The organism is Microbacterium sp. VKM Ac-2923 (assembly GCF_022815605.1).
Lineage (GTDB): Bacteria > Actinomycetota > Actinomycetes > Actinomycetales > Microbacteriaceae > Microbacterium.
Genome location: NZ_JALGRP010000011.1, coordinates 62,859 through 89,470, shown reverse-complemented (window position 1 = coordinate 89,470; position 26,612 = coordinate 62,859). Strand labels below are relative to the sequence as shown.

26 protein-coding genes are annotated in these 26,612 nt (G+C 70.3%); 14 read left to right on the top strand and 12 right to left on the bottom strand.

Annotated elements, in window-relative coordinates; all coding sequences use genetic code 11:
* On the bottom strand, positions 1-256 hold a 256-nt coding region (locus MT347_RS15615; RefSeq protein ID WP_243502225.1), incomplete at its 3' end, for a histone-like nucleoid-structuring protein Lsr2.
* Positions 257-584: 328 nt separating this feature from the next.
* Here MT347_RS15615 and MT347_RS15610 point away from each other — a divergent pair.
* Both MT347_RS15610 and MT347_RS15605 read left to right on the top strand, forming a co-directional pair.
* Positions 585-851, top strand: a complete 267-nt coding sequence (locus MT347_RS15610; protein WP_243502224.1) for a GlsB/YeaQ/YmgE family stress response membrane protein — start codon at positions 585-587, stop codon at positions 849-851.
* A 111-nt stretch (positions 852-962) separates the two neighbouring features.
* Positions 963-1,838 (top strand): CHAD domain-containing protein, encoded by an 876-nt coding sequence (locus tag MT347_RS15605; protein WP_243502223.1) that lies wholly within the window; start codon positions 963-965, stop codon positions 1,836-1,838.
* 117 nt (positions 1,839-1,955) lie between these two features.
* Here MT347_RS15605 and MT347_RS15600 read toward each other — a convergent pair whose 3' ends face one another.
* Both MT347_RS15600 and MT347_RS15595 read right to left on the bottom strand, forming a co-directional pair.
* Complete coding sequence (locus tag MT347_RS15600) at positions 1,956-2,384, bottom strand: hypothetical protein (protein WP_243502222.1); 429 nt, start codon at positions 2,382-2,384, stop codon at positions 1,956-1,958.
* A 48-nt stretch (positions 2,385-2,432) separates the two neighbouring features.
* Complete coding sequence (locus tag MT347_RS15595; RefSeq protein ID WP_243502221.1) at positions 2,433-3,041, bottom strand: GntR family transcriptional regulator; 609 nt, start codon at positions 3,039-3,041, stop codon at positions 2,433-2,435.
* Between the two features lie 318 nt (positions 3,042-3,359).
* On the opposite strand from MT347_RS15595, the gene MT347_RS15590 reads away from it, so the two are divergent.
* Complete coding sequence (locus MT347_RS15590) at positions 3,360-3,566, top strand: cold-shock protein (protein WP_055833134.1); 207 nt, start codon at positions 3,360-3,362, stop codon at positions 3,564-3,566.
* 55 nt (positions 3,567-3,621) lie between these two features.
* On the opposite strand, the gene MT347_RS15585 is transcribed toward MT347_RS15590, so the two are convergent.
* The 6 genes from MT347_RS15585 to MT347_RS15560 all read right to left on the bottom strand — a co-directional run bounded on the left by MT347_RS15585 (position 3,622) and on the right by MT347_RS15560 (position 10,173).
* Entirely contained in the window at positions 3,622-5,685 is a 2,064-nt protein-coding gene (locus MT347_RS15585; RefSeq protein WP_243502220.1) for a bifunctional lysylphosphatidylglycerol flippase/synthetase MprF, read from the bottom strand.
* Between the two features lie 67 nt (positions 5,686-5,752).
* Positions 5,753-6,976, bottom strand: coding sequence for a hypothetical protein (locus MT347_RS15580; RefSeq protein ID WP_243502219.1), 1,224 nt, complete (start codon positions 6,974-6,976; stop codon positions 5,753-5,755).
* Positions 6,969-7,673 carry an HAD hydrolase-like protein gene (locus MT347_RS15575; protein WP_243502218.1) on the bottom strand — a complete coding sequence of 235 codons (705 nt, stop codon included), beginning with the start codon at positions 7,671-7,673 and terminating at the stop codon, positions 6,969-6,971. The genes MT347_RS15580 and MT347_RS15575 overlap by 8 nt, the downstream gene beginning before the upstream one ends.
* An 84-nt stretch (positions 7,674-7,757) precedes the next feature.
* Complete coding sequence (locus tag MT347_RS15570; RefSeq protein ID WP_243502217.1) at positions 7,758-8,048, bottom strand: hypothetical protein; 291 nt, start codon at positions 8,046-8,048, stop codon at positions 7,758-7,760.
* A gap of 166 nt (positions 8,049-8,214) precedes the next feature.
* Complete coding sequence (gene nucS, locus MT347_RS15565; protein ID WP_243502216.1) at positions 8,215-8,913, bottom strand: endonuclease NucS; 699 nt, start codon at positions 8,911-8,913, stop codon at positions 8,215-8,217.
* Between the two features lie 9 nt (positions 8,914-8,922).
* Complete coding sequence (locus MT347_RS15560; protein WP_243502215.1) at positions 8,923-10,173, bottom strand: sugar MFS transporter; 1,251 nt, start codon at positions 10,171-10,173, stop codon at positions 8,923-8,925.
* A 78-nt stretch (positions 10,174-10,251) separates the two neighbouring features.
* On the opposite strand from MT347_RS15560, the gene MT347_RS15555 reads away from it, so the two are divergent.
* From MT347_RS15555 to mnhG, 7 genes are all read left to right on the top strand, one after another.
* Complete coding sequence (locus MT347_RS15555) at positions 10,252-11,295, top strand: LacI family DNA-binding transcriptional regulator (RefSeq protein ID WP_243502214.1); 1,044 nt, start codon at positions 10,252-10,254, stop codon at positions 11,293-11,295.
* A gap of 96 nt (positions 11,296-11,391) precedes the next feature.
* Positions 11,392-14,319, top strand: a complete 2,928-nt coding sequence (locus MT347_RS15550; protein WP_243502213.1) for a Na+/H+ antiporter subunit A — start codon at positions 11,392-11,394, stop codon at positions 14,317-14,319.
* Positions 14,316-14,897, top strand: a complete 582-nt coding sequence (locus MT347_RS15545; RefSeq protein WP_243502212.1) for a Na(+)/H(+) antiporter subunit C — start codon at positions 14,316-14,318, stop codon at positions 14,895-14,897. Before MT347_RS15550 ends, MT347_RS15545 begins: the two co-directional genes overlap by 4 nt.
* Positions 14,894-16,450, top strand: coding sequence for a Na+/H+ antiporter subunit D (locus MT347_RS15540; protein ID WP_243502211.1), 1,557 nt, complete (start codon positions 14,894-14,896; stop codon positions 16,448-16,450). Before MT347_RS15545 ends, MT347_RS15540 begins: the two co-directional genes overlap by 4 nt.
* Positions 16,447-17,055, top strand: a complete 609-nt coding sequence (locus MT347_RS15535) for a Na+/H+ antiporter subunit E (RefSeq protein WP_243502210.1) — start codon at positions 16,447-16,449, stop codon at positions 17,053-17,055. The genes MT347_RS15540 and MT347_RS15535 overlap by 4 nt, the downstream gene beginning before the upstream one ends.
* A complete protein-coding gene (locus MT347_RS15530; RefSeq protein ID WP_243502209.1) occupies positions 17,052-17,321 on the top strand; it encodes a monovalent cation/H+ antiporter complex subunit F in 270 nt (89 codons plus the stop codon). The genes MT347_RS15535 and MT347_RS15530 overlap by 4 nt, the downstream gene beginning before the upstream one ends.
* The gene (mnhG, locus tag MT347_RS15525) at positions 17,318-17,698 is read left to right on the top strand and encodes a monovalent cation/H(+) antiporter subunit G (protein WP_243502208.1); all 381 of its coding nucleotides are present in this window, start codon (positions 17,318-17,320) and stop codon (positions 17,696-17,698) included. Before MT347_RS15530 ends, mnhG begins: the two co-directional genes overlap by 4 nt.
* Positions 17,699-17,853: 155 nt before the next feature.
* Here the strand turns inward: mnhG and MT347_RS15520 are convergent, their stop codons facing one another.
* The 3 genes from MT347_RS15520 to MT347_RS15510 form a co-directional block, all read right to left on the bottom strand.
* Positions 17,854-18,372, bottom strand: a complete 519-nt coding sequence (locus tag MT347_RS15520) for an SRPBCC family protein (RefSeq protein ID WP_243502207.1) — start codon at positions 18,370-18,372, stop codon at positions 17,854-17,856.
* 540 nt (positions 18,373-18,912) lie between these two features.
* Entirely contained in the window at positions 18,913-19,620 is a 708-nt protein-coding gene (locus tag MT347_RS15515; protein ID WP_243502206.1) for an ABC transporter ATP-binding protein, read from the bottom strand.
* 31 nt (positions 19,621-19,651) lie between these two features.
* Positions 19,652-21,124 (bottom strand): ABC transporter permease, encoded by a 1,473-nt coding sequence (locus MT347_RS15510; protein ID WP_243502205.1) that lies wholly within the window; start codon positions 21,122-21,124, stop codon positions 19,652-19,654.
* Between the two features lie 122 nt (positions 21,125-21,246).
* Between MT347_RS15510 and MT347_RS15505 the strand changes: the two genes are divergently transcribed.
* The 4 genes from MT347_RS15505 to MT347_RS15490 all read left to right on the top strand — a co-directional run bounded on the left by MT347_RS15505 (position 21,247) and on the right by MT347_RS15490 (position 26,524).
* Complete coding sequence (locus tag MT347_RS15505) at positions 21,247-21,981, top strand: response regulator transcription factor (RefSeq protein WP_243502204.1); 735 nt, start codon at positions 21,247-21,249, stop codon at positions 21,979-21,981.
* Positions 21,978-23,483, top strand: coding sequence for a cell wall metabolism sensor histidine kinase WalK (locus tag MT347_RS15500; protein ID WP_243502203.1), 1,506 nt, complete (start codon positions 21,978-21,980; stop codon positions 23,481-23,483). Before MT347_RS15505 ends, MT347_RS15500 begins: the two co-directional genes overlap by 4 nt.
* Before the next feature lie 167 nt (positions 23,484-23,650).
* Positions 23,651-24,922: a DUF3500 domain-containing protein gene (locus MT347_RS15495; protein ID WP_243502202.1), complete on the top strand. Its 1,272-nt coding sequence runs from the start codon at positions 23,651-23,653 to the stop codon at positions 24,920-24,922.
* A 198-nt stretch (positions 24,923-25,120) separates the two neighbouring features.
* The gene (locus tag MT347_RS15490) at positions 25,121-26,524 is read left to right on the top strand and encodes a glycosyltransferase (RefSeq protein ID WP_243502201.1); all 1,404 of its coding nucleotides are present in this window, start codon (positions 25,121-25,123) and stop codon (positions 26,522-26,524) included.
* The last annotated feature ends 88 nt before the right edge of the window (positions 26,525-26,612 follow it).

Genomic DNA, 26,612 nt, shown 5'->3' with positions numbered 1-26,612 from the left:
CCCGAGCCCAGTCGCGGATCGCGCGACGCTTCATCGTGCGCTGCGACCTCGTCAGATGGTGTGCGTGTTCGAAGCCCGCGGTCCTGGCGGCGGCGATGAACGGCGCCAGGGCCTCACGGAGCTTGTCGGTGTTGGCTCGCGTCAAGTCGATGGAGTACTGGACTCCCTCGAGAGCGAACGACACCGGGGTGGAATCCAAGTCCAGTTCGGATCCGTCCAAGTCATCGAGGCGACGAAATACCTGTTCGAGTGCCATAGCACTCCCCTCCCATTGTGCCCCCACACAAGAGCAATGATAGCGAGGGATCCTCATCTTTCACTGGGACTTTCGGTGACTTCAAAAGATGTGTATGAATCGACCTCTACGAAATGCGTCGGTCGTCCGCTTGTCACGACGACGTCGCGCGTCCTGGCCGGTGTCCGCCCGCGTTCCCGCCTCGCGTGCCCGGAACGTGCGCGCACGGGAACCAGACTTCCCGCCGCCGCGCAACCCACCCCCGGATTCCGCTTCCTGGGAGGAACCTGGATGTAACGAGAACCCCGCCTCGAGCGGGCATCGGTTCACACTCGCGAAAGGAACACCAATGGGATTCTTCGGATTTCTTCTCCTCGGCCTCATCGCCGGCGCCATCGCCAAGCTGATCCTCCCCGGTAAGCAGGGCGGCGGCTGGATCATCACGCTCGTGCTCGGCGTCGTCGGCGCTCTGCTCGGCGGGTTCCTGGGCGGCCTCCTCTTCAACGCCCCCCTGCAGGACTTCTTCTCCATCCAGACGTGGCTGCTCGCCATCGGCGGATCGATCATCGTTCTGCTCATCTACGGCCTCATCGTGGGGCGTCGCGCGAAGAGCTGACGATCACGTCAGGAAGGCCCGGGGCGGTGGGACCGCGCCCCGGGCCTTTCGCTGTGTCCGGGGCGAGTCAACCGGGGCCCATGGCACCGTCGCACCCCCTACCGTGGGCGGATGCCTCACGACACACCCTCTGCGCAGACATTGACGCGACGCATCCTCCAGATCGCGTCGGCGGATGCCGAATCCACCGAGGCCGCCGCTCTCGCCGACGAGCCTGACGGGCTGCACCAGCACCGCACGTCGGTGCGTCGGCTTAGAAGTGTCCTCGCGGTCCTGCGCCGGATCACCCCGTCCGCTGACGCCGAGGAACTCGAAGACGCACTGAAGACGTGGGGTCGTGTTCTCGGCGAAGCGCGGGATGCCGAGGTGCGGGCGGAGCGGGCCGAGAAGGCTCTCGCGGAGAGCGGCATCGACGACGCCGACGCGCGACGCCGCCTCGTCGGCGACGAGCGTGCCGCATACCGCCAGCTCCACGCCGACGTCGTCACAGAGCACGAGACCGAGGCGTCGCGTCGTCGCATCCAGCTCGTACGCGAAGCCGGACTGGGCGCGGAGCTCGGCGAGGACGACGCGAAGGCGAGGAAGGTCTTCCGCCGACTGCTCCGGAAGGAGGCGAACCGCGTGGCGCGCGCGGCGCGGCGCAGCGACGGCACCCTCGACCGACTCCACGACGTGCGCAAAGCCGCCCGTCGCCTGCGGTACCTCTCGGAAGCTGTGGACCGGGCCGACGCCGACGTGCTCGGCGCAGACGTGAGGCGCGTTGCTCGCGCGGCGAAGCGCGTGCACAAGCTGCTCGGTGATCACCGAGACGATCTGCTGCTCCGAGACCGTGCGACGGATCAGCGCCGTCGTGCCTTCACGGCTCAGGAGGACACGCGCCCGTACGACGCGGTCGCCGCGCTCGCGGCGGATCGCGCTGACGCCCACCTCGCGAATGTGCCGACAGCGCTCAGGAAGGTCGAGAAGGCCGCGCGGCGACTGGCCTGACGCTTTACTGAGGTGGATGCACCGTCCGCGCCTCTCGTTCCTCGTCGCCCTGATCCTCGGGGGTCTCGTCGCGTGGATCGTGGCGTGGCCGCAGGGGATCGGACGGCCGCGCCGACGTCACTCCAGCGTGGGCGGAAGGACGTAGACGACGTCGCCGCCGTCGCGCCGATGCTCGACGAACCCGATCCGCGCGAGCACATCGTGAGACGGCTGATCGCTTCCGGCGATGCACGCGTACAACGGTCGCTCGGCCTCGCGAGTGGTCAGCAGACGAAGGGCGTTCGTCGACGCCTCGGCGTCGGCGTCGGGTGAGACCGCGAGCATGATCTCCCGGTCGTCGTCGACCTCCATCGCCGCGGCGACGCCGATCACGACGCCGTCCTGGACGATGGCGTGAGCGACGACGTCGCCCTGGTCGGTCCAGTCGTCGAAAGAGCGACGATCGTGGAACACCGTGCGCGGCCACGCGGAGTCGCCGGCGCGGGAGGCTGAGAAAGCGGCATCCCGATCTTCGTCTCGCAGATCGCGGAGCTCGATGTGAGGCATGTCGTCACGCTATCGGCGGCGGTCGTCGGGCTCGCCGGACTTGTGCGCTCAGGAGAAACCGTGCAGGGCGAGGAAGGTCGAGATGGCGCCGTTCGTGTCGCGGGCGGTGATCTGCGCGCCGAGCTGCCGGAAGAGCACCTCCCGTGCGTCGTCGGACACGCACTCCCACCCGTCCAGGTTGCGCCGCAGCACGAGGTCGGTCTGATCCAGCGCGCGGACGAAAACGAGATTGCGCGAAACGGACGCGATGTGCCGATAGAACACGAGGATCGCCCGAACGTATGCCTGCGAGGACTCGGCATCGCGCATACGATCCACGAGGTCGACCGTGGCGGCGATCTCGTCGTCCGTGCAGCGGGGCAACGCCACGCGGATGGCGCCCGCGATGGTGTGCGCGGCGTACTCGCGCATGTCGGTACGGGCCCGATCCGTCAGCTCCGCGACCCGGGTGTAACGGTTGGCGGCGACCTCCACCAGGCCTATCCGCTCGAGTTTCTGCAGGGCTTCGCGCACCGGTGTGCGTGAAATACCCATCAATTCCGCGAGCTCGACATCGCGGAGACGGTCGCCGGGTTGCAGTCGGCCGTCGACGATGGCCTCGCCGAGAGCCCGGTAGGCATCGTCGACGAGGGCCGAAGCACGTCGGCGACCATCCATGTGGCGGAGTTTACGGGTTGCGGTTATCACAGAACATCGTCGGTGTTACCTATTTCTTCGTTTTCGTGTCGCGCGCACGCCCCGACGCCGGTATTGTCATCACGTCACGCCTCGCGTGACATATCCGGGGGGATCCGTCGACGCCCGGGCTTCGAGCTTTGCTCAGCCCGGGCGTCGTATGGGCTTCGGGTGATCTCCGCCGCCACACGCCCTCGCAACATTTGTGTCACAGAGCCGTGCGCACGAGGATTCCGACCATTACCGTGGGGGCAAAGTCCGGCGCGCTCGGTGTCGGCTCGAGCGGAAAACGGCATCACGATGAGCACGCAGGGCACAGTCAAGTGGTTCAACTCGGAGAAGGGCTTCGGTTTCATCGCCCCGGATGACGGTGGGCAGGACGTGTTCGCCCACTACAGCGCCATCCAGTCGGGCGGCTACCGTTCGCTCGAGGAGAACCAGCGCGTCGAGTTCGAGGTCGCGCAGGGCCCGAAGGGCCTGCAGGCGGAGGACATCCGCGTCATCTGACCTTCGGGTCCGACTCGGACACGCCCCGGCCGACGGAGACGTCGACCGGGGCGTTTCACGTGTCTTTGCGGACGAGATCGACACCCGCGGCGGCGAATTGCCGGATCGTGGCGTGCGGGAGGAAAGCCCGCGTGAGTGCGCCGCCGATTCGGGTGAGATCCGCTTCATCGCGGTAGAGCAGGTACATGGTCTCGTAGCGCGGGTGGAACTTCTGCTTGAAACGGTGCAGCGAGGCGAAGCCGTACACGGGTTCGAGCAGATCGGCCATGCGCGTCTGCAGGTCGGCGATCACTCCGGCATCCTCCGCGTACTCGTGCGCGAGCGGCGCGCCCGAGAGCGACATCACCTCGGCGCCCTCGGCGGAGAACTGCCGGGCGGAGGCCCCGATGAGGAACTCCATCACGGGGCCGAAACCCCCGTCGCGCCGCCGCATGAGGTCGAGCGTCCACCCGCGGATCGCTCCCTCGCCGTACACGGGCAACCAGGACAGGAACCCGTCGACATCACCCGCGGGGGAGACGGCGAGGGCGACACGCACCTCCGGGTCGGACGCCTCGTGCAGGGTGCCGAGCGTGAAGCCCATCTCGGGCAGACCCTTGTCGCCCACCCAGCTCTCGGAGATCGCGCGCAGCTGCTGGCGCACGCCCCAGGTCTCGTCGCTCAGGCGCGAGAGGCGGAATGTCACGCCCTCGCGCTCGGCTCGGTTCAGGGACGTGCGAACGGCCCCCCATGCCTTGCCGGTGAACTCCAGACCCGGCAGATCCACCACGGTGTCGTCGGCCACGACGATGCTGCGCCACCCCGCCGGCACCGCAGCGAGCGTCGCCGCACCGGCGGAGAAGAAGCACGGCGCCAGGCCCGCCGTCTCGGCGCGGTCGACGAATCGTCGGACGGTGTCCGACCGGGACTCGGGCGGACCGATGGGGTCGCCGAGCGCCAGGGCGACACCGGAGCGCCGCTGATACGCCACGACACCCCGACCGAAGCGGGCGTACGACATGCCGTCCCACGTGGTCATCCACGACAGGGTGCCCCCGCCGGTGGCGTGCAGCTCCTTCTTCACGTCGTCGACCGTCGGCGGCGGGGAATCACCGAGCGCGGCGCGCGGGCGAGCGCGGAAGGCGGCCCGCACCAGGATGAAGTAGACCGACGCCACGACCCACAACGCCGAGGACGCCACGACGCTGCTGATGTCGGCATCCACGTCGGCCTCGATACCGTCCACGCCGGACAGCAACAGGACGCCCACGACGAGGACCACGAGCGCGAGGTTCAGGGCGCTGTAGATCATGACGACGATCCACGCCCATCGGCGACCACGTCGTAGTGCCGTGGCCACGAGGAGGACGACGGCGGTGTTGACCGCGACATCGATCCACGATCCCGCCGTGGCAGCGGAGGAGCCGAACGGGCCGGTCATCGGGGCGATGTACCCGAGGATCTCGACCGCGCCGAGCGCGCACAGCACGACGAAGGCGACCAGACGCTGCTCGCGCACACTCACGCGCTGGGGGCGCAGAGACCGGTCGATGGCGAGCACCAGGAGCACCGCTAGCACGTGCTCGAGGTCGGGGAGCGAGCCGTAGTAGAAGAACGACACCGCCAGGACGGCGAGGAAGACCGTCCACGCGCGCAACCGCCACGGGGACGGGAGCAGCGCGAGGGCGGCGGCGAGACAGGCGAACAGCCCACCCGAGGGGCCCACGTCGAGCGCGGCCGCCTGCTGCTGAGCCCAGGTCCAGGGCAGGAACGCTGCTGCCCACAGCAAGGCGGAGGCCGCGAGCACGGAGAAGAGCTGGCCGCCGCCGAAAGTGGTCGCCGCGACGCGCGAGCCACGGCGCACCTCGAGGAAGCCCATGGCCGCGAGAAGCGGGATGCCGGCGGGATAGACCCACGGGGCGCTGACGAAGAACGTTCCGGTGATCGGCGTCCACCATCGACCCGCCTCGAGAGCGGGGAGGCCGTAGGCGACGGCGGGGAACAGCTCGGAGCCGGTGAACGACCGCCACAGACCGCTGGACAGCACCCCCACGAGGAGAAGCACGCCGGCGAGCACCAGCGTGACCGGGATGCGTTTCGCCACCGCGAGCGAGCGAGTGGCAAGGGTCTGCTGCGCCATGCCGCTCACGATAGGGCACGGGCACGGCGCGCGTGAGGACGCCGAGGTGCGCCCTCCGGGCGGGAGGTCAGCGTGTCGCGGCCCAGGCGGCGCGGGCGGCGGCGAGGGCTCGCGTGGCGTCCGTGGCGGCGCGGGCTTCGGCCAGATGTCGACGCGCGCGCTCGACGCGGAGACGCCGGGCGATGCGGCTCGCGTCATCGGGCACGCCGTCTCCCGGGGCATCGCCCGCTTCCGCGTCGCGCATCTCGGCGGCGGCGAGGTCCGCCCGAGCACAGGCCAGGGTGCCGGGGAGGGCTGCGCGTGCCGCCTCGAGGCGCCGGCGCATGCTCACCGCGTCGCCGAGCAGGGCGTCGCGATCCTCCCGCACGCGGGCGACTGTGGCGATGGCTTCGCGCGGGCGTCTCGATGCGGAGGCCGCGGCGTCGTCGAGCTCGGCGGCCGCCGAGCGCAGCCGCTCCGCCGCACCGGGCTGGCACGCGTCCGGACGCGCGGTCGCGACACCGAGGGCTTCGTCGAGCTCGACGCGCCCGGCCGCCACCTCGGCGTCGGCGTTGTCGGCGGCTTGCAGGGCGATGCGGTGATCATCCTCGACCGCGCGAAGGTGCTGTCCCGCGCGGCGCAGGGAGGCGGTGGCGTGGAGGAGGTGGTCGCCGACGGGATCCCGGGCGGCGCGGTCGAGGGCCGCGTCGGCCGCGGCCAGTGCGGCGCTCGCCGCGGACGCGGCGGACGCGGCTGCGGCCCAGTCGGCGTGGTCGAAGCGCGCGCGGAGGGCGGCGATCAAGGGCTCGGGGTCACCCGACGTCGCGACCAGCTCGTCGCGTCGATCGCGCGCGGCCGCGAGCAGGCGGTCCGGCGAGCGGTGCTCCTGTGCCCACTCCGACAGGCGGGTGCGCATGGTCGCGATCTGCTCCCGCTGGGCATTCAACGACTCGCCGGTACGCCGCGCCTGGTCGCGTCGGCGGGTGGCGACGCCGGTGTCGGCCTCGAGGGTCAGCACATCGCCGAAGCCCCGGTCGCGTGCGCGGTGCGCCGTGGTTCGAGCGCGTCGGAGATCGGTCGGCAGGTCGGCGGCGTCGAGCGCGTCGGCGGCCTCGAACGCCAGATCCAGGTCGTCCACGGCCTCATCGAGCGCGAGGAGGGATGCCGCAGCGACCGACACTGCTTCCGCGGCGGCCGCGCGGGCACGCGGAGAACGACGCTGCAGGCGCACCGCAACGACGACGACGGCCACCACGAGGACGGCGACGGCGAGGGCGATCGCCGCCGGAACCGCCCACGCGAGGTCAGGCACCGGCGGTGGTCTCCACGGCGGGGGCATCGTGGACGAGGAGGAGCGCCCGCAGTTGGTCGACGTCGTCGACCGCCGCCTGAGCGCCCTCGGCCTCGTGAGGCCAGCTGAAGCCCCACCGCACGAAGATCACCGGCACCTCGGCATCCCGCCCGCCCTCGACGTCGTGGTGACGGTCGCCGATCAGGACGGGTCGGGAGATGTCGGCGCCGCCGGCCTCGAGGCGACGCAACGCCTCGCGCACGATGTCGGACTTGGCGCTCAGGGTGCGTTCGTCGAGGGTCGCTCCCACCATGGCCTCGAGGTCGGGAGCCAGACCGAAGTGGTCCATCAGCGCGACCACCTGCACCTCGGGCTTTGAGCTCGCCGTCGACTGGGGGACGCCGGCCGCGTGCAGATCGTGCACCAGCTCGCCGACACCGGGGTACAGCCGCGCGCTGACGGTGTAACCCTCGCTCTTGTTCAAGCCGCGGTAGAAGGCGACGGCTTCGACGGCCTGCTCGGCCGTCATCCCCACGTTCACCTGGAACGACTCGAACATGGGCGGGCCGATCCAGCGGGACAGTTCGCCGCGCGTGGGCGGCGTGCGCCCGAAGTGGTCGAGCGTGATCGTCAGACGGCGGAGGATCCCCTCGGATGCGTCGACGAGTGTTCCGTCGACGTCCCACAGGACGCACGAGAAGGGAGAGCGTTCGGGCATGCGTCCCACGCTACCGGGGCGGCATCCCGGCGGGTCGATCGGATGCCGGGGCTCGGGGGCGCGACGTGCACGGTCGTCGAGGCCCTATCGACGCGGGGGGAGATCGGGGAGCCGGTCGCCCACGTCGATGAGCACGCTCACGATCACGCCCACGACGAGGCCCAGCGCTCCGCAGACGACGGCCCAGGCGGCGCACCACGCGAGCAGAGACGGGACAAGGAACTCCGGATTGTCCGCGTGCATCGCGAGAGCGGACGGGAACCACCCGATCAACACGAAGAGGGCGCCGAGCACCGCGCCGCACGCGAACCCGAGCGCCCCGCACCTCACGAGTCGACGGAGGACTGGGAGCACTCGTCGGATACGGGCGGCCATGGCCTCAGGGTACGGCGCGAGCGTCGGGCCGCGTTCTCTTGTCCTGATTCGCTGAGCGGTTTCGCCGGTGTTCGAGCTGCCCCGTGAGCAACTGCTCCTTCGTGCGCATTCGCGGAACAGGGATAGGGGGCCGGCGGACGACCTGTCGAGCTGCGCGGCGCGTTCGTCAGAACAGCCGCGGAGCGCCCGACTGCACGCCCTTCATCTCGTCGTAGTCGAGGGTGAGGCACCGGATGCCGCGGTCGGTGGCGAGCACCCGCGCCTGCGGCTTGATCTCCTGCGCGGCGTAGACGCCCGTGACCGGGGCGAGCAGAGGGTCGCGGTTGAGCAGCTCGAGGTAACGGGTGAGCTGCTCGACGCCGTCGATGTCTCCCCGGCGCTTGACCTCGATCGCGACGGTGCCGCGACCGTCGTCGTTGCGCAGCAGCAGATCGACGGGACCGATGGCGGTGGGGTACTCGCGGCGCACCAGCGTGAGGTTCTCACCGACCACCGACACCTGCTCCGCCAGCAGGCGCTGCAGGTCGGCCTCGACCCCGTCTTTGATCAGGCCGGGATCGACGCCCAGGTCGTGGGCGGTGTCGTGGAAGATTTCGTGGATGCGCACGAGCAGCGCGTCACCGGTCTTGGCGTGCGTGACGCGCCACCGCTCGATGACACCGTCTTCGACGTCGACCTCGTCGGGCTGTTCCATCGTGAGCGCGCACGGCGGGCTCATCCAGTTCAGCGGCTTGTACGAGCCGCCGTCGGAGTGCACCAGCAGACTGCCGTCGCCCTTGTGGACGAGCAGTCGGGTGGCGAGGGGGAGATGCGCGTTGAGGCGGCCGGTGTAGTCGACGGAGCAACGGGCGATGACGAGACGCACCCGACGAGCCTAATCGCGCCGCGCGGGCTCGGCGGGCTCGGGGGCCGTGGCCTTGTCGACGACGAGGGGCTTGGCGGCTCCCGAGAACAGACCGGATGCCACGATCAGCCCCACCACGATGAGCAGGGTGTTCAGCAGGCCGATGTGGTCGCCGATCCACCCGAGGATGGGCGGGCCGCAGAGGAACGCGACGTAGCCGATCGTGGCGGCGGCGGCCACGCGAGAGGCGGCCTTGGCGGGGTCGTCGGCGGCGGCCGACATGCCGATCGGGAAGCCGAGGGAGGCACCGAGGCCCCAGAGAGCCGCACCGACGAAGACGAGTGGACCGAACGGCGCGAGGATGAACAGCAGCAGCCCCGCGGCCGCCGTGCCGGCGAGGACCCGCAGCACGAGCACGCGGCCGAGTCGGTCGACGACCGGACCGCCGACGATGCGCCCGATCGTCATGGCGACGGAGAACACGGCGAGCACCGCCGGACCGGCCTCCTCGGGGGCGCCGTGCCCGTAGACCACGGCCGAGGGGAGCCAGTCGTTCGCGCTGCCCTCGGCGAAGGCCATGCCGAGCATGATCACGCCGAGCGTGTACGTGCGCGGCTCGCGCCACGCCTGAAGCGAGACGGAGAGGCGCTCGCGCCAGTGCGCGCGCTCCTCGACGGCGGGGGCGTCCATCGCGACCTCGGCGCGAGGGACGTTGGACACCGACACGAACGCGACGACCAGGATCACGACACCCATCGCGACGCAGTGCGCCATGACCGGGATGCCGAGGGTCACGGCGAGGAAGCCGAGGCCGGCACCGATCACCGTGCCGAAGCTGAAGAACGCGTGCAGCAGCGGCATGATCGTGCGGCCGGTCGCCTTCTCGAGCGCCGCACCCTCGACGTTCATCATCACGTCGACGGCGCCGTTACCGAACCCGAAAAGCGCGAGGCCCACGAGAGCCACGCCGAAGAGCTGCACCGTGTCGGCGCCGAACCCGATGACCGCCAGGCCGATTCCGACGAGGACGAGCGCGACGAGCATGCCCGAGCGTGCGCCGATGCGTGCCATGACGGCCGGGGCGATGGAGAGCCCGATGATGGATGCCACGCCCATGCCGAGCAGGAGCAGTCCCACGCCGGAGTTCTCGATGCCCAGGGACTCGCGGATGGCGGGCACGCGGGACGCCCAGGTCGAGATGCTCAGACCGCTCGCGAGGAAGATCGCGCAGATCGCGACGTGCCAGCGCACGAGCTGGGAGCGGGTCAACGTGGAGTGCATGCCCACACTGTACCGAATCGATTCGGCATCGATCGAATCGATTCGGAGTTTGTCCACCGCCCCGGGTAGCATCGCCCCGTGAGCTCCCGTCGTGCGACCATCAACGACGTCGCCCGCGAAGCCGGCGTCTCGCCGTCGACCGCGTCCGTCGTCTTCAGCGGCAAGACGCCCACGTCCGAGGCGACCCGCGCCCGCGTCCTCGCGGCCGCCGAGAGCCTCGGCTACACCGGCCCCGATCCACGGGCGGCGTCGTTGCGGCGCGGGCGTTCCGGCATCGTCGGGGTCGTCTTCGATCAGCACCTCGGCACGGCCTTCCTCGACCCGGTCACCACTCACATGATGGACGGCCTGGCCGACGGGGTCTCACGACTGGGCGCAGCCCTTCTCCTGCTTCGCGACGACGGCGTGACGGTCAGCGAGCCGTCGCTGCACACGGCGCCCATCGACGCCGCCGTCCTCATCGGATGCAGCCCGCGCATGAGGGACTCGCTCGAGATCGTTCGCGGTCGCGGCATCCCGGTCGTCGTGGTCGAGGGCGATGCGGGCGAGGGGATCCCCCGCGTGCTGCTGGACAACACCGACGCGCAGCGCGCGGCGGCACGCCACCTCGCCTCCCTCGGGCACCACGACGTGGTGATCGTCACGCTCCCGATCGACGCCGGCCGACGGCGCGGGTGGATCGCGGACGACGCCGTCGTCGGGGTCGACGTGACCGCCGACCGTCTGCGGGGCGCGAGAGACGTCTTCCCCGACGCCCCCGCCCTCGCGGCGGCGACGAGCTCCATCGACGAGGGGGCGATCGCGGGTCGCGCGATCTTCGCGGAGCGTCGACCGACGGCCGTTATCGCGCAGAGCGACCTGCTCGCCGCCGGTGTCATCCGGGCCGCAGAAGAAGCGGGTCTTCGGGTTCCGCAGGACGTCAGCGTCACCGGGTTCGACGGCGTGGTCGTCGACGGGCTGGCCCCCCATGTCCTCACGACCCTCGTCCAGCCCGCCACCGCCAAGGGCCGAGCGGCGGGCGAGGCGGTCGCGGCGATGCTCGAAGACGCCACGCCGTCAGGCCTCGATCTCGAGTGCACGTTCCGCGCCGGCACCACGACGGGACCGCCGCTTACCACATGACATCCGTGGGTTCGTGGACTCTCATGCGCCGCATAGAATAGGTACGACACCCCGAGAGCCCGGGCACCCGCCCGTCGACCCCGAGGAGGCCCGCGCATGTTGATCTTCCTCGGCGCGTTCGCGGCGCTCCCGCTCCTGCTGCCGTGGTTGGTTTCGCGCATCGGCCCGCGCGCGTTCTACGTGGCCGCCGTCCTCCCGGCCCTCGCCTTCGCGTACGCCATCGTGCTCGCCCCTGCGGTGTTCTCCGGGAACATTCCCTTCGAGGAATACCGCTGGATTCCGGCGATCGACGTCTCGCTGTCGATGCGGATGGACGTGCTGGGCTGGCTCCTGACGCTCGTCGTCACCGGCGTCGGTGCCCTCGTCATGCTCTACTGCCGCTGGTACTTCCGCGGCAAGACCCAGGGTGTGGGGCAGTTCTCGGCCGTGCTGCTGGCTTTCGCCGGCGCGATGTACGGGCTCGTCCTGACCGACGACCTCGTCGTGCTCATCATGCTCTGGGAAGTCACGAGCGTGTTGTCCTACCTGCTGATCGGCTACTACCACGCCCGATCCGCCAGCCGACGTGCGGCGCTCCAAGCGCTGCTGGTGACGACGCTCGGCGGCCTGGTCATGCTGATCGGTGTCGTGCTCGTGGTGGTGCAGGCGGGCACGTCGAGCCTGTCGGCGATCCTCGCCGATCCACCCACCGGCACCGTCGTCGACATCGCGGTGCTGCTGCTGCTCGTGGGCGCGCTGAGCAAGTCGGCCATCTTCCCTTTCCACTTCTGGCTCCCCGGCGCCATGGCGGCTCCCACCCCGGTCAGCGCGTACCTGCACGCCGCGGCCATGGTGAAGGCCGGCATCTACCTCGTGGCGCGCCTCGCCCCCGGCTTCGCCGAGACGCCCTTCTGGCGCCCGACGCTCATCACGCTCGGCGTCTTCACCATGCTGCTGGGCGGGTTCCAGGCGCTGCGCGAACGCGACCTCAAGCGCATCCTCGCCTTCGGCACCGTCAGCCAGCTCGGTTTCCTGACCGTGATGCTCGGCTACGGAACACGGGATGCTGCGCTCGCCGGCGTCGCGCTGCTGCTCAGTCACGCGCTGTTCAAGTCGTGCCTGTTCCTCATCGTCGGCGTCATCGACCGCCAGCTCAACACCCGTGACATCGGGCAGCTCTCGGGCCTCGGGCGCCAGGCGCCGGTCATGGCCACGGCCTCGTTCATCGCGATCGCCTCGATGGCGGGCGTCATCCCGACCCTCGGGTTCGTCGCGAAGGAGACCGCGCTCACTGCCCTGCTGCACGAGGCGGAGGCCGGCGCCGGGTGGGGCGTCGTCGCCCTGGTGGGCGTCGTGCTGGGCTCTGCTCTCACGGCGGCGTACGGCATCCGGTTCCTGTGGGGTGCCTACTGGACCAAGCGGGACGTCGAGACGACCGATTGGCCCGATCCCCCGATCGGCTTCCTCTCGGCGCCGGTCCTGCTTGCGGCCGCGTCGCTCGCTCTCGGGTTCCTCGCCCCGATCGTCGACCACTGGCTCGCGCCCTACGCCGACGGGCTGCCCGAGGCCACGCCGGGTGTCCCCGCGCCCGACTACCCGTACCACCTCGCACTCTGGCACGGTCTGGAGCCGGCGCTCTTCATCTCGCTCGGCACGCTGGCGCTCGGCGCGGGCGTGTTCTGGGTGGTGCGCAAGACCCAGCTGCACACGCGTCGGCGCGTGCTGCCCTTCACCGCCAACGACGTCTACAACCTCACGCTCCGCTCCATCGACCACACCTCCGAATGGATCACCGCCCGGTTCCAGCGCGGCTCGCTCCCGTTCTACGTCGGCACGATCTTCGTGGTGCTGGTGGTCGCCGAAGGCACCGCGCTCATCTCGTCGAGAGAATGGCGCGCCCAGCTCGACGCCTGGCAGTCGCCGGCGCAGCTCATCTCGGCGCCCATCATGATCGCCGCCGGCATCCTCGCCGTGCGCGCCCGCAAGCGCTACACCGGCGTCGCGCTGGTGTCGGTGACCGGCCTCGGCATGGTGGTGCTCTTCGCGACGAGCGGCGCCCCCGACCTCGCGCTCACCCAGGTGCTCATCGAGACGGTGACCCTGGTGGTGTTCGCCCTGGTGCTCCGACGCCTCCCCGCGCGGATGGGCGAGCAGAACGAATCGGTCGCCCCGATCGCGCGGGCCGTGCTCGGCGCCGGTGTGGGACTCACCATGGCCCTCGTCGCGATCGTCGCCACCGGCGCCCGGCAGGACCTCCCCATCTCGCTCGAATGGCCGCCCCTGGCGTACGAGATCGGCCACGGACGCAACGTCGTCAACGTCGCTCTGGTCGACCTCCGCGGCTGGGACACCATGGGCGAGCTGTCGGTGCTCGTGCTCGCTGCCACGGGAGTGGCCTCCCTCGTCTTCATCACCGACCGCAGTGATAACCTCGCCCGCCGCTCGGGCACCGCGCGCAGCGTCGTCGGCCTCGGTCGGCGCCGCCCACTGGTCGAGACCGACGAGGGCGTGCGCGCTCAGCGCGTCGGCGAGACCGGGGCGCCCCGTGCGTGGCTCGTCTCGGGATCCAAGGTGCAGCCGGAGAACCGGTCGATCCTGCTCGAGATCGTGATCCGGGTGCTCTTCCACTCGATCATGATCGTGTCGCTCTACCTGCTGTTCGCCGGTCACAACCTTCCGGGAGGGGGGTTCGCCGGTGGGCTCGTTGCGGGTATGGGTCTGGTGATGCGCTACATCGCCGGCGGACGCTGGGAGCTCGGTGCGGCTGCGCCCACCGACGCCGGGAGACTGCTCGGTGCGGGCATGGCGATCGCCGTGCTGTGCGCGCTCGCGCCGATGCTCTTCGGCTTCGCGCCCCTGCAGAGCTTCACCTTCGAAGGGGAGCTGCCCGTCATCGGCCACTGGGAGTTCGTCACCAGCACCGTCTTCGACATCGGCGTCTACCTGGTCGTGATCGGGCTCGTGCTCGACGTGCTGCGCAGTCTCGGCGCCGAGGTCGATCGGCAGTCGATGCGGCCCGAAGACGCAGAGGCGGTGCCCTCGTGAGCATCTCCCTCGTGCTGATCATCGTCATGGCCGTGCTCTTCGCGTGCGGCGTGTACGCCATGCTCGAGCGCAGCCTCACCCGCGTGCTGATCGGATTCCTGCTCCTCGGCAATGCAGCCAATCTGCTGCTCCTCGTCGTCATGGGCGCGCCCGGCCGCGCGCCGTTCTACGACGGGGGCGAGACGGATGCCACGGACATGTCCGACGCGCTGCCCCAGGCGCTGACCCTCACCGCGATCGTGATCACCTTCGGGATCTCGGCGTTCCTGCTCGCGCTGATCTACCGCTCCTGGCAGCTCGGTCAGGCCGACACGGTCGTTGACGACGCCGACGACCTCGCCCTGCGCACGCGCACGGCCGACGAGGTCGAGGACGCGATGGACGAGGAGTCCCGCTCCGACGACGAGGACGTCACCACCGACTTCGTCGGCGATGTCGCGTCTCCCATCCGCGTGCTCCACCAGGGCGATCTGTCGCAGCTCGTCGACGACGCCCCGGTCGACCGGGTGGCGGTGGATCGCGAACCGCCTCGCCCGAACGACTCCTCCCGCGACTCCGAGGACGGTGATCGCCCGTGAGCGCGCTCGTACCCCTGCTCGTCGGCATCCCCTTGATCGGTGCCGCCATCAACCTCGTCTTCGGTCGGCGCAAGAAGGTGCAGATCGTCGTATCGGTCGCGTCGCTGACGGCGGTCCTGGTGCTGGGCGCGATCCTGCTCGTGGCCGTCGACACCGGTGGACCCATCGCGGTGGCGATCGCCGCCTGGGACATCCCCTTCGGCATCGTGCTCTACGTCGACGTGCTCGCCGCCCTCCTCGTGGTCGTCACGAGCATCGTGCTGCTGGCGGTGCTGCTGTTCTCGATCGGCCAGGGGGCGGCCGACAACGACGAGGACACCCCGGTCTCGATCTTCTATCCGGCCTACCTCATCCTCGGCGCGGGCATCTTCAACGCCTTCATCGCGGGCGACCTGTTCAACCTCTACGTCGGCTTCGAGATCCTCCTCGTCGCCTCGTACGTGCTGATCACCCTCGGCGGTACCGAATCGCGCATCCGCACCGGCGTGGTCTACATCGTGGTGTCGCTGGTCTCGTCGATCCTCTTCCTCGCCGCGATCGCGATGGTCTACGGCGCCCTCGGCACGGTCAACATGGTGCAGATCAGCGAGCGCATGGCTCTGCTCCCACAGGACACGCAGACGATCCTGCACCTGATGCTGCTGCTCGCCTTCGCGATCAAGGCCGCCGTGTTCCCACTGTCGTTCTGGCTGCCCGACTCCTATCCCACAGCGCCCGCGCCGGTCACGGCGGTGTTCGCGGGACTGCTCACCAAGGTCGGCGTCTACGCGATCATCCGCACCGAGACGCAGTTGTTCGTCGCGAACGACCTGAACTTCATGCTCATGATGGTCGCTCTGGCGACGATGATCGTCGGCATCCTGGGCGCCGTGGCGCAGGCCGAGCTCAAGCGCATCCTGTCGTTCACCCTCGTGAGCCACATCGGATACATGATCTTCGGGCTGGCGATCAACACCCCGTTGGCCATCGGGGCGACCATCTACTACATCGTCCACCACATCATCGTGCAGACGACCCTGTTCCTCGCCGTCGGCCTCATCGAGCGCCGCGCCGGGAGTACCTCGATCCTCAAGGTGAAGGGGCTCATGCGCGCGGCCCCCCTGCTGGCGGTGCTGTACTTCATCCCGGCGATCAACCTGGGCGGTCTGCCGCCGTTCTCGGGCTTCATCGGCAAGTACGCGTTGTTCGACGCCGCGGCCGAGGTCGGCACGCCGGTGATGATGGTGCTGATCGTCGGCGGCATCGTCACCTCGATCCTCACGCTCTACGCCCTCATGCGGGCCTGGAACCTGTCGTTCTGGCGCGAAGACGACGACTCGGCGGAGACGACCGAGCGCATCGCCTACCTCGGCAACGCCCCCGCCGCGACCATCTCGACCGAGCGTCGCACCATTCCGCGGATCATGACGATGGCGACGGCCGGCATGGTGGTCGTGACCCTCGCCCTCACCGTGTTCGCCGGTCCGCTCCTCGACATGTGCCTGCGCGCGGGCGTGACGATCTCGGACGGCGTGAGCCTGGTCCAGCTGCAGGAACAGGCGGGTCAGCCGTGAGCCCGTCGCGTCGCTCCCAGATCGCGCTCTTCCTGCACCAGCTCCCGCTGCTGGTGTGGCTCGTCGCGCTGTGGATGCTGCTATGGGGCCAGCTCACGTGGCTCGGGTTGCTCACGGGACTCGTCATGGCGGTGTTCGTCACGCGCGTGTTCCGCCTGCCGCCGGTGGAGCTGTCCGGCCGCATCAACCTCTGGTACGGCCTCGTCTTCGTGATCACCTTCCTCGGGGCGGTCATCAAGGGCTCGCTGATCGTGGCGTGGCAGGTGCTGGACTTCCGACGTCAGCCCGGTGCCGCGATCATCGCGGTGCCGCTCCGCGTCGATGACGACGTCATCATGGCGCACACGGCGGTCACGGCATCCCTCATCCCGGGGTCGCTGATCGTCGATGTCGATCGCGAGAACCGCACCCTGTTCCTGCACACCATCGGTGTACGCGACGACGAGGATGCCGAGCACCAGCGCCGTGTCGTGCTCGCGTGGGAGGCGCGCATCACGCGGGCGGTCGGGTCGAAGGAGGAGCTGCTGGAGCTCCGGGCCCGCATCGCCGACAGCTCGGCTCACGACGCCGACGCACCCCTCGGAGAGCGGAGGACCCCGCTGTGAACACCGTGCTCGTCGTCCTCATCCTGATCGTCTTCGCGGTCGCCGCGGTGCTGGCCCTTATCCGCCTCGTCATCGGACCGTCGATCCTCGACCGCGCGGTCGCCGCCGACGTGCTGCTCACCGAGGTGGTCTGCATCCTGGGCGCCGACATGGTGATCAACCAGCACACGCGATCGCTGCCCGCGATGCTCGTGATCGCGGCTATCGGCGTATTCGGTTCGATCGCCGTCGCCCGCTTCGTCGCGCGGAAGGAGAATCCGCGATGACCATCGAGTCCGTCCTCGACACCCTGGCGCTCGTGCTCGTGCTGATCGGCGCGATGCTGTGCCTGACCGCGACCATCGGGCTGCTGCGCTGGCGCGATGTCCCGACGCGTCTGCACGCGGCGACGAAGCCGCAGGTGCTCGGCGTGTTGCTCATCGTGGTCGCGGTCGAGCTGTCGCTGCGCTCGTGGGAGGCGTTGGCTTTCGGCATCCCGATCGTGCTCATCCAGTTCGCCACGGCGCCGCTCGCCGCGCACATGGTGGGCCGCGCAGCGTATCGCAACCGCACCACCGACGAGGCGAACCTCTACGTCGACGAATTGCGCCACAGCACCGAGCAGCCCGGATCGACGGGGGCCGAGGAGCGTCCCGCGCGGTGAGCGTGGTGTGGGGTGTGCCGCGGGGGGCCTCAGGGAGGGCGTGAGGAGCGGTGTTCCGCGGGGGAAACGCTTCGTCCGGGGCCCTATCACATGGCCCGGCGCTCCTCGCTGATCAGCGCGAGCCGCCGGGGGCGGTGGTCGTGGGTGATCGCGGCTCAGATGCCGGCTTCGCGCATGTCGCGCCGCGCCTGCGGTGACGCGGTGCCCTCGCGCGGTTCGGGTGTCTCGGTGCGGTGATCGAGTTCGCGAGCCTCGCGCTCGGCGCGGCGGCCCTCGGCGAGGAAGGCCAAGCGGTTCAGGCACTCGTGGTTGCGCACCGTCAGCATCGGCTTCCACAGCAGCGCCGGGAGGACGGATGCCGCGCCCGACACGGGCTCCTCGATGATCGTGACGGCGGTGCCCGCCGGGTGCGGTCGTGCGTCGATCCGGATGACACCCCGGCCCACGATGCCGGCCTCCGGGCGCAACCGCAGCCGACGCGGAGGGTCCCATTCGACGATCTCCGTCTCGTCGTGGATCATGATCGGCCACACGCCGAGCGAGTGGTGGATGCGCGAGCCCTCTCGCGGCCACTGCTCATCGACGTCGCGCATGCGCGCGGCCCCCACGACCCACACGGGGTAGAGCCACCCGTCCGAGAGCACCGCGAAGAGATCGTCGGGGGTGCAGCGCATCAGTCGCGTATTGCGGGCGGCCATGGCATCCGTTCGGTCGGGGTGCTTCGACTGTAGGGGGTGGATGCCACGGGGCCGGCGGGACTTGACGTGGGTCCGGGCGGGCGTGGGGTGAGTCGCCTCGACGGGGCGCGAGCGGGCGCGGGGCTCCGCGATCGGCGCGACCTCAGTGGCATCCGGGACCAGGCGGGTGATCTTGCGCGGATCGCTGAGGGTGCGCTGCCGCCGAATCGCGCGGGCGCAGGTCTTCGACGTGCTCGACGACCAGGGGACACGGGCCGCGACGGACGGAGGGGGAGGGAGGAGGGGAGGGGGATGCCGCGAGAGCAGTCCTCCGCTCGCCCCTGGCCCTCCGCCCGTCACGGGTGCTGGCTGCGCGGAGCGTGATCGAGCGGGGATGCCACGGTGGCGGTCCTCCGAAGGTCCCTGGCCCTCCGCCTGTCACGGGTGCTGGCCGCGCGGAGTGTGACCGAGCGGGGATGCCACGGTGGCGGTCCTCCGCAGGTCCCTGGCCCTGCGCCCGTCACGCGGGCACGACGGTCACCCCCGCGTGATGTCGGTGACCACGCCCTTGGCGAGGCGGAGGCGACGGCGGGCCCGCTGGGCGACGGCGGAGTCGTGCGTCACGACGATGAGCGTCAGTCCCTCGGCGTTCAGCGCCTGCAGCACGTCGAGGATCTCGTCGCGCATGCTCTCGTCGAGGTTGCCGGTCGGTTCGTCGGCGAGCAGCACCCGCGGCTGCTTGGCCACGGCTCGGGCGATCGCCACGCGCTGCTGCTGGCCGCCCGACAGCTCGCCCGGGCGGTGGTCGGCACGGTCGTCCAGCCCGACCCGCGCCAGTGCCTCAGCCACCCGCCGCCGCCGCTCCTCGCGGTCGAGGCCGAGCGGCTCCAGACCCATGTCGACGTTCTCGCCGGCGGTGAGCGTGGGAATGAGGTTGAAGCCCTGGAAGACGAAGCCGATCTCCTGGGCGCGTAGGCGGCCGAGCTGCGCGTTCGAGGCTCCCGCGATGTCGACGTCGCCGAGCGTCACCGAACCGCTCGTGGGGCGGTCGAGGGCCCCGAGCATCTGCAGCAGCGTGGACTTGCCGCCGCCGGTCGGGCCCTGGATGGTGACGAAGTCGCCCGCGGCGATCTCGAGGTCGACGCCGGCCAGGGCGTGAACCGTCCGGTCGCGCTGGCGGTACGTGCGGGTCACTCCCTGCAGGCGGTACGCGGTCGCGGTGAGGGTGGGTGCGGTGAGGGTCATGATGTCTCCTTCGAAGGACGGGGGATGCCGCTCACGCGACCGAGCGGAGGGCGGCGGCGGGGCTGAGGCGGGCGGCACGCCAGCCGCCGAAGGTTCCGGCGAGCACTCCGCCGAGCACCGCGATGCCGACGGCGGCCACGACGACGACCGGCGTCACCGGGGCGTTGAGCACGATGTCGGTGGCCTGGGCCGCGGCCTGACCGAAGCCGCCGGGACCGCCGGGGCCGAAGCCCTCGCCGCCCCGGCCGCTTTCCGCAGCCTGACCGCCGACCGAGATGGTCGGCGAGATGACGTTGACGAGCAGGATGCCGCCGAGACCGAGGAGGAGACCCAGGGCACCGCCGATCAGGCCCTGGGCGAGCGACTCGCCCGCGACCTGACGAACGATGCGGCCGTTCGACCAGCCGATGGCCTTGAGCGTGCCGAACTCACGCGTGCGGCGGGCGACGCCCGAAATGGTGAACAGCACGGCGAGGGCCAGGGCGACCAGCAGCACGACCGCCGACAGCCACGTGCCGAGGTTCGAGATCAGCGACGACGCGCTCGACAGCGAGCCCGAGACGGTCGACGCGAGCTCGGACTGCGAGCTGACGGTGGCGTCGGGGAGCGCGGCCGTGATCTCGCTCTGCACCGCGTCGATGGCATCCGCCGACGACGCCTGCACGTACACGGTCGAGACGACGTCGCCGACACCGGCCAGCGCCTGCGCGACGTCGAGGGGCAGGTAGACGTTCGCGGCGGTGTCGGCCTCGGCGGACGCGGAGGCCACGATCCCGACGATCTGCATCGCCGTGCCGGCCACGTCGACCGTGCCGCCGACCACGAGACCCGCGCTCGCCGCGTACGTGGCGTCGACCACGGCGACGTCGGCGCCGTCGTCGGATGCGGTGAGAGCCCGACCATCGGTGACGGTGACCGAGGAGAGGGGACCGGCGGATGCCGCGGGATCGACGCCGAGCACACTGAACGAGTCGACACCGAAAGCGCTGCCGCCGTCGCCGCCGGGGCCTCCGCCGGACGGAGGCTGCTGCGGCATCCCCTCGCCCGGGGCGGCGCCGGGGTCGGTGCCGGACTGCGCGCTGCGGTCGGGCATCTGGCCCGAGAACGTGGTGTTCGTCAGCGACAGGGCGCCGGTCGCGGCGGAGACGCCGTCGAATTCGGCGACGGTGGTCACGGTCGACGCGGCGAGCGTGCCGCGTCGCATGTCGGTCATCAACCGGGACTGGCTGAGCGTCGTCGTGCCGTCGCTGGTCGCTCCGTCGTCGGCGCCGAAGTCGAAGCGCGGTCCCCCGCCCTGTCCTGGCTCGGTCTGCGCGCCGGTCACCGTGAGATCGGTGCCGACGCCGTACACCGACGACAGCGCCTGCGACTGCGCGTCGCGCACGCCCGCCGAGAGCGCGTCGACGACGATGACGAGCGCGATGGCGATCGCGAGTCCCACCGCGACGACCACGGTCTGTTTGGTGCGGCCGGCGAGTTCGCGCCGAAGATACGTGCCGTACATGCTTCTCCCTCCGGACGCGGGGTGCGGCCGTCTGAGGTGACGGTAGGAACGGCACCCTCACCGCTCCCTCACGCTTCCTATGAACCGTGTATGTCGCGTGACGTCGAGGCGGGGGAGCGTGCATGCTGGCTCTCGTGACCTCCCGCCCCGCGCCCCTCGCCCGTCCCGACGGCTCGCCCATCCGTGTGCTCGTCGTGGACGACGAGGCCAACCTCAGCGATCTGCTGCGCATGGCGTTGCAGAACGAGGGGTGGGACGCCCGCACCGCGGCGAACGGGCAGGAGGCGCTCGGCGTCATCCGCGAGTTCGCTCCCGACCTGCTGGTGCTCGACATCATGATGCCGGGGCTCGACGGCATGGAATTGCTGACCCGCGTCCGGGCGGCCGGCAACGACGCGCCCGTGCTGTTCCTGACGGCGAAGGATGCCGTGGAGGACCGCATCGCGGGGATCTCGGCCGGGGCCGACGACTACGTCACCAAGCCGTTCAATCTCGAGGAGGTGATCGTGCGGCTGCGGGGGATGGCCCGCCGTCACGTCGCCGCCGTCGCCGACGCCGATCCGCGGTTGCGCGTCGGCGATCTCTCGCTCGACGAGGAGTCGTACGAGGTCGAGCGTGGCGGCATCCCGATCAAACTCACCGCGAAGGAGTTCGAGCTCCTTCGCTACCTCATGCAGAACCCGCGTCGGGTGCTGAGCAAGGCGCAGATCCTCGACCAGGTGTGGAGCTACGACTTCGGCGGCAACGGCAGCGTCGTCGAGATCTACATCTCGTACCTGCGCAAGAAGATCGACACCCTCGGCGAGCCCTTGATCCACACCGTGCGCGGCGTCGGTTACACGATCAAGTCGTCATGACCCGCGGCCGCTGGACCCTGCGCCGCACCCTCGTCGTGGGGACGAGCGTGCTGGTCGCGCTCGCCTTCATCGCGATGAGTCTGGCCACGATTCTCGCGCTGCGATCCTTCGCCCTCGACCGCCTCGACCAGCAGGTGCGCGAGGGGCTGTCGTTCGCGGTCGGTCGCGACGGCTTCGGCGGGCGCGACGACGACAGTCGGCCGACGGGGTCGGAGGCCGGAACCCCGGGCACGGGAGCCGGGAGCCCGGGCACGGCAGCCGGGAGCCCGGGCATGGATGCCGGAAGCCCGGCGCCGCGCATCGGCACCCTGCAGGCGGTGATCGGCGGTGACGGGACGGTGCAGCGATCGGGCTACACGCGAGCCGACGGTACCGAGGTGGCGTTGAGCGACGAGCAGGTCGCGCTGCTGCGCTCGTCGGTGGCGACCGACGGCGCGCCCGTGACCGTGGACCTCGGGACGGACCTCGGGGCATTCCGCGTGGCGGCGGCCGATGACGACGGCGACACCGTGTTCGCCGGCAACTCGCAGGCCGACGTGACCGCGACCACCTCGGCGTTGATCGTGATCCTCGTCGCCGTTTCCGCGGTCACGCTGCTGATCGCCGTGCTGGGTCTGTCGCTCTTCGTGCGGCGGAGCCTGCGTCCGCTCGACCGGGTTGCGGGTGTCGCGCAACGGGTGTCCACGCTGTCGCTGAGCGCGGGGAGCGTGGAGATCCCTGACCGCGTCGCCGCCTCCGACACCGACCCGGCGACCGAGGTGGGCCGGGTGGGCGCGTCGCTCAACGAGCTGCTGGGGCACGTGCAGTCCTCGCTCGCCGCCCGGCAGCACAGCGAGGAGCAGCTGCGGCGCTTCATCGCGGATGCCAGCCACGAACTCCGCACGCCCTTGGCGAGCATCCGCGGCTACGCGCAGCTCTCGCTCGGCGAGGACGCGCCGATGACGCCGACGCAGGCCCGCTCGTTCGATCGGATCGAGTCGGAGGCCCAGCGCATGGCATCCCTCGTCGACGATCTGCTGCTTCTGGCGAGACTGGATGCCGGGCAGCCGCTGCGCCGCGACGAGGTCGAGTTGACGCTGCTCGCCGTCGACGCCGTGAGCGATGCCCAGGCCGCGGATGCGACGCACGAGTGGCGGCTCGACGTGACCGACGACCTCATCTCGGTGACCGGAGACGAGAACCGTCTGCGGCAGGTCGTGGCGAACCTGCTGCGCAACGCCCAGACCCACACACCGCCGGGGACGACGGTGACGCTGTCGCTCGCGCGCGAGCGGGGCGAGGCGGTGCTGCGCGTCGCCGATACCGGGCCGGGGATCGACCCGGGCGTCGCCGGGCGCCTGTTCGACCGCTTCGCCCGCGCCGACGATGCCCGCAATCGGGATGCCGGGAGCACGGGCCTGGGGCTGTCGATCGCCCAGGCGATCGTCGAGGCGCATGACGGTGGGATCTCCGTCGAGAGCGCACCGGGGCGGACGGTGTTCGAGGTGCGGCTGCCGGTGTGAGTGCGGGCCCGACCGTGCGAGGCATCACCCGGTCGGTGCACGGAAGGCGCGACACGTTCGGCGGGTTCAGGGATCCGCGGTCGGCGCTCAGGAGATCTCCTGCGCTCATAGGAACGCCCAAGGTTCGATGAGGGACCCGTTTGGGTGACCCCGCCACCATCGTGGACGTGCCCACGAACCTCCTCTCGCGCTTCCGCCGCCCCGCCGCCGACGCTCCCGACCGCCGACCCCGCCCCGTCACCGCGCTCGCCGCCGGTGTCGTCCTCCTGTCGGTGACCCTCGCCGGGTGCGCAGGGTCCACGGCATCCATCGAGCCCACCACTGCCGCGACCACCGCGGTCACCCAAGAGGCGACGGCGACGAGCACCGCAGCGACGACGACCGACACCGACGGCGCCTCGGCCACGACGACCGCCGAGACCATCTCCGACACCGCCGCCGCCGCCGAGGCGTTCTTCGCAACGCTGAGCGACGAGCAGCGCGACGCCCTGCTCTACGCCTTCGACGACGAGACCAAGACGACGTCGTGGTCGAACTTCCCCGTCACCTTCGTCCAGCGCGCGGGCCTCAACCTCGCCGACCTGACCGACGAGCAGACGACCGCGGCCCTCGCGGTACTCGAGTCGCTGCTCAGTGACGAGGCCTACGCGACCGTGGTCGGCATCATGAACGGCGACCGGTACCTGTCCCAGTACTCCAGCTCGAGCGATGCCGATGTGCTCGGGCAGTACTACATCGCGTTCTTCGGCGACCCTTCCGACACCTCCTCGTGGGAGGTGCAGTTCGGCGGCCACCACCTGGGCATCAACGCCACGCTCGACGGATCGACGGATGCCATCACCTTCGCCCCCACGCACCTGGGCGTGCAGCCGGCGGTGTACACCGACGAAAGCGGCGCCGAGGTGCAGCCCTTCGAGGGGATCTACACCGACGCCTTCGCGTTCTACGACAGCCTGACCGCGGAGCAGCAGGCCACGCTCACTTCGGGGGACGTGTCGATGTGCGCCCCCGGCGACACCTGCGACTTCTCCACCGGTGCGGGCCTCACCGGCGCGGACCTGACCGACGAGCAGAAGCAGCTGCTGCTGGACGTGACGGCGAACTGGGTCGGCATGGCCGACGAGCAGACCACCGCCGGTGCTCTCGCGAAGATCGAGGCGACGCTGGACAGGACCGTCATCGCGTGGTCGGGCGAGACCACCTATGACATGACCACCGGCGACGGGATCGATTTCTCGATCTCGGGGCCCGACGTCTACATCGCCTTCCAAGCGCAGCAGGGCTCGGCCGGCGCCGACGTCGACGGCGTCACCACCTCCGGCTGGGGCCACGTGCACACCATTTACCGCGACCCCTCGAACGACTACGCCAACAGCGTCGAGCAGCAGGCCGCCACGGGCATGGCGGGTGGCCCCGGCGGTGCTGCCCCGGGCGCCTGACGCCCTCGCGAACGGACGGCCGACTTCCGCCCGAGGAGTCGGCCGTTCCCCTCTTCCGCACCTGCGCCGTCTCGCACCGTCCTCGATGCCGGCCGGCAGCGTCTGCTCCTGCACGAATGTCGCGCAGGAGCAATGCCCTACAGCACCCCTGGGACCTCCGCCTAGGGTTTTCGTCATCTCCCCCCAGAGGATCTGAAAATGCCCGCGCCCCCCGACGCCGACTTCGTCGTTCTCACCAGCCGCCTCTCGCCCGACCGTGACGGCGGGTACGCCGTCGCTGTCGCGTCGCGCCTACGGCTGCTGTGCTCCATCGGCATCGAGCGCCCGCTTCTGCTGACGTTCGACGTCGGCGGCGCGGACGAGCACGAGAGGGAGAATCGACAGGCCTTCCGCGGGGATCCGCGGCCGGACATCGACATCCGGAACCTCTTCGAAGAGATCCGCCGTGATCCGATGTGGCTCTACGAGCAGGCGCGAGCCGGCCGAGCCGACCCCGATGCCGCCTACCGTGGGATCCGCGACGACCACGGACGAGAGGTCGTGTCGCTCCCCGTCATCCGCGATGACCCCAGCTGGCACCTGACCGAAACCGCGGTCGTCGTGCGTGGTTCCGCCGGCGACCGGATCGTGTCGGGCTTCGGAGGGCTTTACCTGGCGTGGCTGAGAACGGTGGTGGCCCAGCTCCGGGCCCGCGCCGACGATGACGAACGCTCGGTCGTCGTGATCTGCGAGTCCAAGCAGATCGGCGAGCTCATCGCGGACTGGGACGATCCGAACGTGCGCATCGTGCATACCGTCCACAACTCGCACCTCGCTGCCCCCTGCGAGCCGTCATCGTCGTTGCGGGACGACGGGTGGCGCAGGTGGCTCGCCCTCCTCGACCGCTTCGATGCCGTCATCTGGCCCACCGCCTCGCAGGAGAACGACGTGTCCGAGCGGTTCGGAGCGTACGAGGGCTCCATCGCCATTCCCACACCCATCACCCCCGATTCCCGTCCCCGCTCTCACGGGGGCAGGGGCCGCGACGTGATGATGGTGAACAGACTCGTCGACCAGAAGCGGGTGGATACCGCCGTCGCGTCTTGGCCGAGGGTGCTGCAGCGCGTTCCGGATGCGCACCTCCACATCTACGGCGACGGTCCCCTCCGGGACCTGCTGCAGGACCTCATCGACGACCGCGGTCTGACGAAGAGCGTCCACCTCCACGGTTACTCCGACCGTGTCCGAGACGCCATGGCCGGCTCCACCGCGTTCCTCAGCACCAGTTCCTTCGAAGGACAGAACCTCGCCATCGGTGAAGCGCTCGCGAGCGGACTCCCGGTGGTGGCATTCGACGTGTGTTACGGCCCCCGCGACTACGTGGGCGAAGGGGGGATCCTCGTCGCCCCCGGCGACACCGAGGGCATCGCGAGCGCACTCGCCGCGCTCCTCCTCGATGACACGGCGCGGGCCGAGATGTCGGTGAGAGCGCGCGAGCAGTCGCGGCGGCTCAGCCCGGAAGCGGTGGGCACGACCTTCGCGCGCCTCTTGCACGACGTCGTCGCCCGCCGGGCGAGAAGGAGGACGACGGGCTCGGCCCAGGCGACTCGACCCGCCGCGTGAGCCGGCATCCGGGGTCCGGTCCCTTCGACGGGCTCAGGGACCTCCTCGCCTCGCCGGGTGGCTGAGCCTGTCGAAGCCGCCGGAACCC

Excerpts from the sequence above, each read along its gene's own strand:
- MT347_RS15610 (WP_243502224.1), top strand. The coding sequence starts at position 585 with ATGGGATTCTTCGGATTTCTTCTCCTCGGCCTCATCGCCGGCGCCATC.
- MT347_RS15605 (WP_243502223.1), top strand. The coding sequence starts at position 963 with ATGCCTCACGACACACCCTCTGCGCAGACATTGACGCGACGCATCCTC.
- MT347_RS15600 (WP_243502222.1), bottom strand. The coding sequence starts at position 2,384 with ATGCCTCACATCGAGCTCCGCGATCTGCGAGACGAAGATCGGGATGCC.
- MT347_RS15595 (WP_243502221.1), bottom strand. The coding sequence starts at position 3,041 with ATGGATGGTCGCCGACGTGCTTCGGCCCTCGTCGACGATGCCTACCGG.
- MT347_RS15590 (WP_055833134.1), top strand. The coding sequence starts at position 3,360 with ATGAGCACGCAGGGCACAGTCAAGTGGTTCAACTCGGAGAAGGGCTTC.
- MT347_RS15585 (WP_243502220.1), bottom strand. The coding sequence starts at position 5,685 with ATGGCGCAGCAGACCCTTGCCACTCGCTCGCTCGCGGTGGCGAAACGC.
- MT347_RS15575 (WP_243502218.1), bottom strand. The coding sequence starts at position 7,673 with ATGCCCGAACGCTCTCCCTTCTCGTGCGTCCTGTGGGACGTCGACGGA.
- MT347_RS15570 (WP_243502217.1), bottom strand. The coding sequence starts at position 8,048 with ATGGCCGCCCGTATCCGACGAGTGCTCCCAGTCCTCCGTCGACTCGTG.
- MT347_RS15560 (WP_243502215.1), bottom strand. The coding sequence starts at position 10,173 with ATGCACTCCACGTTGACCCGCTCCCAGCTCGTGCGCTGGCACGTCGCG.
- MT347_RS15550 (WP_243502213.1), top strand. The coding sequence starts at position 11,392 with ATGTTGATCTTCCTCGGCGCGTTCGCGGCGCTCCCGCTCCTGCTGCCG.
- mnhG (WP_243502208.1), top strand. The coding sequence starts at position 17,318 with ATGACCATCGAGTCCGTCCTCGACACCCTGGCGCTCGTGCTCGTGCTG.
- MT347_RS15520 (WP_243502207.1), bottom strand. The coding sequence starts at position 18,372 with ATGCGCTGCACCCCCGACGATCTCTTCGCGGTGCTCTCGGACGGGTGG.
- MT347_RS15515 (WP_243502206.1), bottom strand. The coding sequence starts at position 19,620 with ATGACCCTCACCGCACCCACCCTCACCGCGACCGCGTACCGCCTGCAG.
- MT347_RS15510 (WP_243502205.1), bottom strand. The coding sequence starts at position 21,124 with ATGTACGGCACGTATCTTCGGCGCGAACTCGCCGGCCGCACCAAACAG.
- MT347_RS15505 (WP_243502204.1), top strand. The coding sequence starts at position 21,247 with ATGCTGGCTCTCGTGACCTCCCGCCCCGCGCCCCTCGCCCGTCCCGAC.
- MT347_RS15500 (WP_243502203.1), top strand. The coding sequence starts at position 21,978 with ATGACCCGCGGCCGCTGGACCCTGCGCCGCACCCTCGTCGTGGGGACG.
- MT347_RS15490 (WP_243502201.1), top strand. The coding sequence starts at position 25,121 with ATGCCCGCGCCCCCCGACGCCGACTTCGTCGTTCTCACCAGCCGCCTC.